Source organism: Rhodococcus sp. ENV425, from assembly GCF_002887785.1.
Taxonomy (GTDB): domain Bacteria; phylum Actinomycetota; class Actinomycetes; order Mycobacteriales; family Mycobacteriaceae; genus Rhodococcus; species Rhodococcus aetherivorans.
Window position 1 is genome coordinate 8,196 of sequence record NZ_PCZU01000258.1, and the last position, 2,086, is coordinate 10,281.

A 2,086-nucleotide genomic window follows, 5' to 3' on the forward strand; every position below is an offset into this window, starting at 1 on the left:
CGCCACGACCGCCGACCCCGGCGCCGCGGCGTCCCGGCTCGTCGGCGCGCCCTGCCGGGAGGTGACCGAGGACGGCTCCCCGCACGGACCTCGCACCGTCGCGCTGTGGGAGCCGCCGCTGCTCGAGCAGGTGACCGGCGAGAACGGTGCCCCCGTGCGCCGCGCCGCCGGAACCGAGGCCGCCCGCATCCTCGCCGACCTCGTCGTCGAGGGTGCCCGCACCCTCGCCTTCGTGCGGTCCCGGCGCGGTGCCGAACTCACCGCGCTCGGTGCGCAGCGGCTGCTCGCCGAGGCCGCCCCCGAGCTCGTCGATCGGGTCGCCGCCTACCGCGCCGGCTACCTCGCCGAGGAGCGCCGCGAGCTCGAGGCGGCCCTGGCGGACGGCCGGCTGCTCGGTGCCGCCAGCACCAACGCCCTGGAACTCGGCATGGACATCGCCGGCCTGGACGCCGTCGTCGTCGCCGGATTCCCGGGCACCGTCGCGTCGTTCTGGCAGCAGGCCGGCCGGGCCGGGCGCCGCGGTGCGGGATCGCTGGTCGTGCTCGTCGCCCGCGACGATCCGCTCGACACCTACCTCGTGCACCATCCGGCGGCGCTGCTCGACAAGCCCGTCGAGGCGACGGTCACCGATCCCACCAATCCGTACGTGCTCGGCCCGCAACTGCTGTGCGCCGCACTCGAGCTGCCGCTCACCGACGCCGAGGTCGAGGAGTTCGGTGCGGCCGACGTGCTCGCCGCCCTGGCCGCGCAGGGAGCGATCCGGCGGCGCCCGCACGGCTGGTTCGTCACCCCGGACACCCGTCCCCACTCCGACATCGACATCCGCGGCGGCATCGGCACCCAGATCGCCATCGTCGAGTCGGACACCGGACGGATGCTCGGCACCGTCGACGGCGGTCGTGCACCGGCGACCGTGCATCCGGGAGCGGTGTACCTGCACCGCGGCGAGTCGTTCGTCGTCGACGAGTTGCACCTCGACGACGGAATCGCGCTCGTGCACGCCGAGGACCCCGAATGGTCCACCTCCGCGCGGGAGATCACCGACATCGTCGTGACCGCCGTGGCGGAACAGCGCTCGCTCGGGCCGGTGACCGTAGGCCTCGTCGAGGTCGAGGTGACCCACCAGGTGGTCTCGTACCTGCGACGGCTGCCGTCCGGCGAGGTGCTCGACAGCACCGACCTCGACATGCCGTCCCAGTGCCTGCCGACGCGCGCGGTGATGTACACCGTCACCCCCGAACTGCTCGACCGGTGCGGGATCGGACCGGAACGGGTACCCGGCGCGCTGCACGCCGCCGAGCACGCCGCCATCGGCCTGCTGCCGCTCGTGGCGACGTGCGACCGCTGGGACATCGGCGGCGTGTCCACCGCGGTGCACCCGGACACCGGGCTGCCCACCGTCTTCGTCTACGACGGGCATCCCGGGGGCGCCGGTTTCGCCGACCGCGGGTACGCGCGCATCGCCGAGTGGCTCGGTGCAACCCGCGCGGCCGTGACGGCCTGCGAATGCGCCGCCGGTTGCCCGTCGTGCGTGTACTCCCCCAAGTGCGGCAACGGCAACGACCCGCTCGACAAGGCCGGCGCGGTCGCGTTGCTGGGCGCGGTGCTCGACACCCTCGCCTGACCTCGCGTCTCACCCGGCCGGCCCCGCCCGCGCGATCGCCCGGGCCTGCCGCCCAGCCGGCAGCGACACCTCGGCCCCGACCTCGACGACGGCGTCCCAGCCGTCGACGGTGCACGAGCGCACCTGCGCCCGCATCCGCGCCGCGATCCGGTCCGCCTCCGAGCATGCGGTGTCCGATCCGCGATCGAGCGCACCGGCCACCGCCAGGGCCGCCAGGTCGGCCGCCGCCTGTGCCCGGTGCCGCGTCGCGACCCCCGCACCCGTCTGCACGAGCAGCCCGGTGACCACGATCAGCGCGACCGCGACGAAACACCCCATCACGCTCGCACTACCCCGGTCGTCCCCGAATGTCACTGCGCCACTTCCGGTTCGAGCACGGATACCGCCTCCGCCGTGAGCGTCACCATCGGCAGCAGCGGACCGTCCGCCGTCACCGTCGCCACGACGAGGTCACCGTCGGGG

2 protein-coding genes are annotated in these 2,086 nt (G+C 74.5%); one reads left to right on the forward strand and one right to left on the reverse strand.

Annotated features, from left to right (window positions below):
* The coding region (locus CQZ88_RS22915; RefSeq protein ID WP_258008735.1) for a Zn-binding domain-containing protein at positions 1-1,624 on the forward strand (1,624 nt) is incomplete at its 5' end.
* Positions 1,625-1,633: 9 nt separating this feature from the next.
* Here the strand turns inward: CQZ88_RS22915 and CQZ88_RS22920 are convergent.
* A complete protein-coding gene (locus CQZ88_RS22920) occupies positions 1,634-1,978 on the reverse strand; it encodes an Rv3654c family TadE-like protein (protein ID WP_037201380.1) in 345 nt (114 codons plus the stop codon).
* Positions 1,979-2,086 lie beyond the last annotated feature (108 nt).